This window comes from uncultured Maritalea sp. (assembly GCF_937139385.1).
In the GTDB taxonomy this organism is placed as follows: Bacteria; Pseudomonadota; Alphaproteobacteria; order Rhizobiales; family Devosiaceae; genus Maritalea; species Maritalea porphyrae_A.
Map to the genome: position 1 here is coordinate 1 of NZ_CAKZPW010000363.1, position 7,351 is coordinate 7,351.

General features: G+C 49.0%; 7 protein-coding genes. All 7 read right to left on the minus strand.

Features of this window, described 5'->3' with window-relative positions; all coding sequences use genetic code 11:
• The coding region (locus Q0231_RS14730; protein WP_299348618.1) for an ABC transporter permease at positions 1-761 on the minus strand (761 nt) is incomplete at its 3' end.
• On the minus strand, positions 761-1,609 hold the full coding sequence (locus Q0231_RS14735; protein WP_299348621.1) for an ABC transporter permease: 849 nt from the start codon (positions 1,607-1,609) through the stop codon (positions 761-763). The genes Q0231_RS14735 and Q0231_RS14730, both read right to left, overlap by 1 nt.
• Positions 1,610-2,209, minus strand: coding sequence for an ANTAR domain-containing response regulator (locus Q0231_RS14740; RefSeq protein ID WP_299348624.1), 600 nt, complete (start codon positions 2,207-2,209; stop codon positions 1,610-1,612).
• The gene (locus Q0231_RS14745) at positions 2,206-3,387 is read right to left on the minus strand and encodes a transporter substrate-binding protein (RefSeq protein ID WP_299348626.1); all 1,182 of its coding nucleotides are present in this window, start codon (positions 3,385-3,387) and stop codon (positions 2,206-2,208) included. Before Q0231_RS14745 ends, Q0231_RS14740 begins: the two co-directional genes overlap by 4 nt.
• A 366-nt stretch (positions 3,388-3,753) precedes the next feature.
• Positions 3,754-5,190, minus strand: coding sequence for an FCD domain-containing protein (locus Q0231_RS14750; RefSeq protein WP_299348628.1), 1,437 nt, complete (start codon positions 5,188-5,190; stop codon positions 3,754-3,756).
• An 85-nt stretch (positions 5,191-5,275) separates the two neighbouring features.
• Positions 5,276-6,736: a TRAP transporter large permease subunit gene (locus Q0231_RS14755; protein WP_299348630.1), complete on the minus strand. Its 1,461-nt coding sequence runs from the start codon at positions 6,734-6,736 to the stop codon at positions 5,276-5,278.
• Positions 6,736-7,351: TRAP transporter small permease subunit (locus Q0231_RS14760; protein ID WP_299348632.1), on the minus strand; the 616-nt coding region annotated here is incomplete at its 5' end. The genes Q0231_RS14755 and Q0231_RS14760, both read right to left, overlap by 1 nt.

Here is a 7,351-nt window from a genome sequence, read left to right on the forward strand (position 1 = left end):
CCAAAAACACTCTCCACGACCACAATGCCGCTCATGAAAAAGCCGATATCAATGCCGATCATTGCAATGATGGGCAAAAGGGCATTGGGTAGCGCATGGCGAAAGATCACCCGCACGCTTGGCATGCCTTTGGCTTTGGCTGTGCGGATATAGTCTTGGGTGAGCACATCAATAAGCGACGAGCGCATCATTCTTGAGTACCAGCCCGCGCCCAAAACGCCCAGGGTGAGCGAGGGTAAAACAAGGTGGGCGAAGGTGCCGTAGCCGCCAATTGGGAACCATTGCAATTGCACTGCAAATACATAGAGCAGCAGAATGCCGACCACAAATTGGGGCGCTGAAACGCCGATAAAGGAGAGCACCATCAAGACTTTGTCGAGCCAGCTATCGCGTTTGATTGCCGCAACTGCACCAATCAGAACGCCGAAAACAAGTTCGGTAAAGATGGCCGACACCATCAGCAAAAGGCTGGCGGGCAGCCGTGCTGCAATCAGCTCGCCGACTTCAGATTTCTGCAAATAGGAGCGCCCAAAGTCCCCTTGCAACAAGCTGGTGAGATATCGCCAATATTGTTCATAAAACGGAAGGTTGAGGCCCAGTTGAACCCTAATGTTCTCAACTGTTTGCGCGGTCGCGCTGCGTCCGGCAATTTGACGTGCCGGATCTGCGGGTACCAAATAGAGCAGGGTAAAAGTGATAAAGCTTACGCCCAACAAGATAAGCGCCGCTTGCAAAACACGTCTGAACAGATAAGCGTACATCAGCTTTTGCCCTTCAAAGTTGGGTCCAAAATGTCCCGCAGGGCGTCTCCGATAAGATTAAAGCCAAGGGCGAGCAAAACGATTGCGCCGCCGGGAACAAACACCAACCAAGGCGCGGATGTGAAATAGGTTTGGTTTTCAAAAATGATGTTGCCCCAACTTGGAATGGGTGGCTGAACGCCAATGCCCAGATAGCTTAGAGTGGCTTCAAGCAGCACGGTTGTTGCTATCCCCAATGTGGACCACACTAACAATGTGGGCACCATATGGGGCAGTATGTGTTGGAACAAAATTCGGGGTGAACTGGCGCCGATTGAGCGTTCTGCGACAATGAAATCGCGCTCGGAAAGTGAAACGGTTTGGGCAAAAATCACCCGAGCCACTTGCACCCAATTCACCATCGCAATGACCAGCGCAACGATCCACAGGCTTGGTTTGAAAATGGCCGCTAAAACAATGGCCAACAAAAGCGCGGGAATCGCCATCATCAGGTCTGTAAACCGCATAAGAATGGTGCCGATCCACCCTCTGAAAAAACCAGCAACGATGCCAACGAAAGCCCCCAGTGAAACTGCAACGCCATTGGCGACAATGCCGATAATTAAAGAGGTCTGTGCGCCATAGACCAGGCGCGAAAACAGGTCTCGTCCCAGCAAATCAGTGCCAAGCCAAAATTGCGCGTTTGGCGGCAAGGGAGCGCCTTCAATGGTCAATCCGTCGAACATTTGCGCTTCGGGCGCGAAGGGGGTGAGCCAAGGTGCAAAAAGGGCAAATATCGCCGTAATTGATACAATCAGGAACCCAAAAAGCGCGAGTGGGCGGGCCAAAAGTTGCTTGAGAACAGACATTTAGTTTTTTACTCGTGTTTGTCCGCGCGGATTGGATGGTCTAAAAAAATCAGATTCACACAATTCCTCCACCGACTGGCGCCGTTGCATCGCCTCGGAGCGGATGAAAGCATAGGCGGCGTCTTCATCAAGGCTGTGCGATTGCATAACCGATAGAATTGCGCGGACCACTTTCGGTCGAAGACGGGCTTTGGTTTTCAACTTAGCTATTTCGTGAGCCAGCATTTGCTGTTGGGTGAAATTGGAAACTGCAATAACCAGGGTGGAAAACACACCACCGGAGCCAATTGGCTTAAGCAAATGAGCCGATACCCCTTGGCGTAACGCCCATTCCAGACGCCCAGGAGCTTCGGAGCCGAGCAGGGCAACCATTGGCACGGGCGCATGGCCTTCCGGCCAAGGGAAAAGCCCATCAAAGCCGTTATCGCCATCGAAAAAGACTACATCAGCGTCTGATAGTTGGACGAGTTTGGGCCAAACTTGTTCGCACTCCATGCCTAGGCGTGAGAGTTGCCGCACAAGCCGGTCAACATTCTCACTCTGCCGGTGTACAATGAGCGCGCGCCAACCTCTAAAATTGGGGGTGATGATGGTGTTCATTTTACCACCTTTAGATGCTGCACTTTAGATGCACCGTTTGCAGAAATTGCCCTGGCAAAATCAAGGGCATCAAAATCAACAAAATACGGATCGGCGGCAACAAGTTCGTCAGCTGCAGCAACAATTTCAAAGCCGTCTTCACCATCAAAACGGCCGACCCCCGGCCGCAATGCAGCGTGGTTGGTCAGATTGTCAATCTTGAGGGGGCCTAATGGGGTTTGTAAGTGTCGCGCCAGCAAATTTGGGCGTACATCTGCGATTTTGTCGGAGCCCGTGTCCCGTATTGCGGCTGCCAGCATTTTGATGGCCGTGTAATTTGACACCAAATAATTTGAACAGCGACGGTTTTGACCATATCGTGCGCGAACGGCGCCGATCATTTCTTTGTTTTCCGCGTTTGATTGGTTCTCAAAATAAACAGCAGTCGTTAGATGCCCAGTGAGCGCTTGCACCCCAATGCTGTCGATTTCACATTCTGCAATATTGCAGCTCACAATTGGCGTGTTTTCAGGCAAAAATGCCGATTTCCTTTGGCCCAATTTGTGGTAGGCGTCAAAGAACGCATAACTAGAATTGCCAATGAGGTTATTCAGAACAAAATCTGGACGCTTCGCTTCAATTTCTTCGATCAGGTGTTCAATATCTTCGGACCCTAACGGAATGAATCGATCACCGATCACCGAGCCATTACAGGCCGTTATCAATTCACGCGCTACCCGGCTGGTTTCCCATCCCCAAATATAGTTTGAGCCCGCAATATAAGCGTTCGCTCCGAACCTTGGGATCACATGTTCAAACAATGGCACCATATGCAGGCTTGGGGTGGAGCCGATATAGATTACGTTCTCGCAGCTTTCAAAGCCTTCATAAGGGCAGCAGTACCAGAGCAGCGCGTCGTGCTTTTCAACTACTGGTATGACCTCTTTGCGCGATGACGACGTGACAGTGCCGATTACTTGGCGGCAGCCCAATTCGCCCATCATTTCTTCAGCGAATTTGTGAAACAGAGAGAGGCTATCCCCTGGATCTCGGATGACTGGTTTAAGCTGAAAGTCAAAGCTTGGGTCCGCGTTCACTTCTTCTAACGCCATCAAGGCGCCGTCTAACGCATCTATTCCGATGCGCTTATCAGTACCTGAAACTGAAAACAAAAGCCCTATTGGAATATCGACCGTCATCCATGCCCCCAAACGAAAAAAACCCCACAATCAAACGCAGCGATTTGCTGAGCTTGATGATGGGGCGACGTTGCCTAATTATGATGTTGGTTAGACGTTAATCTAGCAATTGAATTGTGTCAATGGGTTGGACCAAAACGGATTGGTTCAATTATTGTTCTTAAATTTCAATGTGTTGGTGTTTTTGTTGAATGCAAGCTCTCTGTATTTGAATCTGCCCCATGCGGTAACTTCATTCAATCCAAAGCCCCATTTTCGCTTTGTTTTGACGCGTTCGACCATTACGTGCGCGTTCAGGAAGCGCCTTTGTGTCAATGCCGTAAACCTAGAACATTTGAGTGCCGTCATACATAAAAGCGGCTGTTGCTAGATGTGCTGTCGTAGTTCCGCTATTTGCTCAAAATGGGTGCGTCTTTCAAATTCAGTCAGGCTTGTGAGTACATACTCCAAGTGCGAGCGCATAACTTGTGTCGCAAGCGTTGGGTTTTTCGTCGCAATGGCGTTTGCGATTTCAACGTGTTGTAAGTGTATCCGCATGTTGTCGCCCTGCCTTACCCTATGTTTGCTGAGCCAATGTTGGGTGACTTTGGTCAGTATTGGGGCAAAGCCTTCATAAAGCGCGGAAAGACAAGACCTTTCTGCAGAATGCGCCAAGAGCGTATGAAAAGCGCTGTCGAGTCTTGCGAACTCTTTGTAGTCGGTATTGCAGACCTCTCCCATTTTGTTCACGATCTCTTCGATTTTAGAAAGCTGTTGAGGAGTGGCATTTCTTGCAGCTGATGCAACGATTTCACATTCGATCGAAATTCGGAAATCGAACACGCTTTCAATTGCATAGGGTTGGGCGAGGATGCTTTCGACCAGTGAATCAAATGGCAGTTTGGGCGTAAAAGAGACCAGCCTGATTTGGCCCTGAGCGTCAGCCGCAAGCACATCCAGAGCTTTCAATTCCACAATTGCATGCTGCAAGGAATCCTCAGATATTTTGAGCTGTTCTGCAAGCGACCGCGATGGATGAAGCGCTTCGCCAATTGCAACATCGCCGTTAGAAATATACTCGCGTAATGCCAAAACCGATTCCGCACTCGCATTGGCGATTTCAACAGAGCCAGTTGTGGGCAAGGCAACCGAATGATCGAAATTATGCAGGCGATGGTCATCAAAAAAATGTAAATTTATATTTGTGTTTTGTGACCCGTTGACGCTCAGCCTGCTGAGTTGGTCGACCCAGACCTCCTTGTTGTTGGCACCAAGGTTCTCTAGCAAACTAACCAACAATGGTTCCGCGGAAACCAAGCAGGCAGCCATCGCCTGCATGCAGCAGAAGTTGTAGCTCGCTTCGGACAATCTGATGGAGAGTTCCTTCAATGCTGCAAAGCGCTTTTTGACCTTGTTGCTTTTGATTGTGTCAATGGCGAGTTGTACTGCCTCTTCAATTCGCTGATTGTCCAAATCTGTTGGCCTGGAGACGATAAACCGGCGAAGATCGTACAAGAGGAACCACCACAACCGTAAAAGCTCAAGCGGGTTTTCGGTGCCGGCATCGCTCAATTTTGCCACCAAATCATCAGCAATGGAAACCGATACCTGATGGGTGGATTTGGTCTTCTTGATGAGTTTTTTTGCACGCAACCGTGAAAGAGCCGTCCGCACCGCCGCACGTGAAACGTTAAACTCTTCTGCGAGTTTCCTTTCAGATGGCATCAGGTCGTCAGGTCGAAACACACCAGCAAGAATTAGGAATTCCAACCGATCTTCAACAATTTCGCCGATACTGGGAAACGACAGAGAAGGAAATGTCATGAGAAACCACCTCGGTCACATTGTTTTTTCGCGCTGACGCGTGATCGGATTGACATAGCTAGAACTGGCAAATGATTCAATTCAGTTACCCTAGCATGACCCTTGGCAACCACAAGGCAATTTCTGGAAAGAGCATGACCATGATTAGACCCAAAAGTTGTAACAGGACGAATGGAATTATGCCTTTGTAAATGTGTTGGATTTTCACCTGTGGCGGGGCGACCGCTTTTAGATAAAATAGGGCAAATCCAAATGGTGGTGTTAGAAAACTTGTTTGCAGATTTATCGCCATCAAAATTGCAAACCAATAAACCACATCCACTTTGGCCAGATGATCGCCGAAGTCTAAACCAGCGATAATGGGCGCGAAAACGGGTAGTACAATCAGGGTGATTTCGATCCAGTCAAAGAAAAACCCCAAGACAAATACAAGTCCCATCAAAGCGAACAACACGCCCCAAGAATCTAATCCCAAGCTATCAAACAGGTGCACGACGACTTCTTCACCGCCGATTTGACGGAAAACGAAGGCAAACAGAGTAGCGCCAATGAAAATTCCAAAAATCATGGCGTTGGTCAGCGCGGAACGCATGACCACATCATAAAGGGTAAAGCCAAATTGCTTTATGCGTTGCCCAAGTGTTGGTTCTGTCTTGTTGGCATCGGGGTTTTCTTTTTCAAATTCAATGGGCTTTACGCCAAGTGCAGGCAGGATAACGATGTTGACGACAGACAATAAAACGGCACCGAATGCGCCTACGCTTGCCGCTTCTGTTGGGGTGGCTAAGCCTCCTAGAATTGATCCAAGGACAATAAAAATCAGCACAACCGGTGGCACAAAAGAGCGGAAAACCATGGCTATCAATGCGGTTTTGGTTTTTGGGCCGACTTTTGCATCTAGTTTCGGCGCAAGCTCGGGTTTCAGCCAGCAGGCAATGATAATGTAGATGACATAAAAGCTAGCCAGCATCAGACCAGGAAAAAGCGCTGCAACAAATAAGTTTCCAACGGACTTTGAGAGCAGATCTGCCATGATGACGAGCATGATCGAGGGGGGAATAAGAATGCCTAAGGTTCCCGACGCGGCGACTGCTCCGGACGAGAGGGAGGGCGAATAGCCCTTTTCCATCATAACGGGCAGTGCGAGCAGCGACATCATAATGACGGAGGCGCCGATTATGCCGGTTGTTGCCGCAAGGATGGTCCCCATAATGACCACTGAGAGCGCTAGCCCACCTGGAACGCGCCGTAACAAAACTTGCAAACAGTTCAAAAGGTCCTTTGCAACACCAGACTTTTCCAACATCGTACCCATAAAAATAAACATGGGAATTGCAGTCAGTATCAGGTTTTCAGAGATCGCCCCGTGAATGCGCACGGGAATTGCATTGAATTGCTGCCAATCGAACAGCCAAGGATCGATTTGAATGGCGATCAGTGCGAACGCTAAGCCCACACCGGCAAGAATAAAGGCAACAGGAAAACCAGAGAACAGAAGCAGCGCCAGTGCTGCAAACATCAAAAGCGGTAAAATATCGACGATCATTATTCGTGTCCCCCGCCAATAACGGTTTGCTCTTCGGCTTCATTGAGGTTGCCCAACAATCCGTCGATACATTTGAGAAGTTGCGAAAGACCAGCGAAGAAGAGGGAACAAAACATAACTAATAACATGCCTTTAAGGAGCCACACATTGCTAAGGCCAACTGTTGATGATGAGATTTCATTTGTGGCAAAAGAACGCGCCACATAAGGCAAGCTGTAGATGATACCAAAAACTGAAAACGGCATCAGCAAAAACAGCAAGCCAGCCATTTCAACAAAATATTTGACGCGTGTTGGCAGCGTGTCACGCACCAAATCAATGCGCACGTGCGCCTGCTTGACCAATGCAAATCCTAGAAAAGTGGCAAACAAAACGGTGTGGGCCCAAAACTCAGATTCTTGCAGCATGGTGGAGTTCAATCCGGCGAATTTCGGTATTCCGAAATATCTAGTCAACACGTCATAGACAGTTATTAGGACGAGCGCCGTCATTGCCAGCGCACCAAAGTGAGCCACAAGCCAAAGCAGCCTGTCGATCGTTCTCGTAATTGTTTTCAGCATGAAACTCTCTGGGACAAAATAATGGGCCGACCGCTTGTGCAGCCGACCCAAAGTT

Coding starts and splice junctions, on each gene's coding strand:
- Q0231_RS14735 (WP_299348621.1), bottom strand. CDS start 1,609: ATGTCTGTTCTCAAGCAACTTTTGGCCCGCCCACTCGCGCTTTTTGGG.
- Q0231_RS14740 (WP_299348624.1), bottom strand. CDS start 2,209: ATGAACACCATCATCACCCCCAATTTTAGAGGTTGGCGCGCGCTCATT.
- Q0231_RS14745 (WP_299348626.1), bottom strand. CDS start 3,387: ATGACGGTCGATATTCCAATAGGGCTTTTGTTTTCAGTTTCAGGTACT.
- Q0231_RS14750 (WP_299348628.1), bottom strand. CDS start 5,190: ATGACATTTCCTTCTCTGTCGTTTCCCAGTATCGGCGAAATTGTTGAA.
- Q0231_RS14755 (WP_299348630.1), bottom strand. CDS start 6,736: ATGATCGTCGATATTTTACCGCTTTTGATGTTTGCAGCACTGGCGCTG.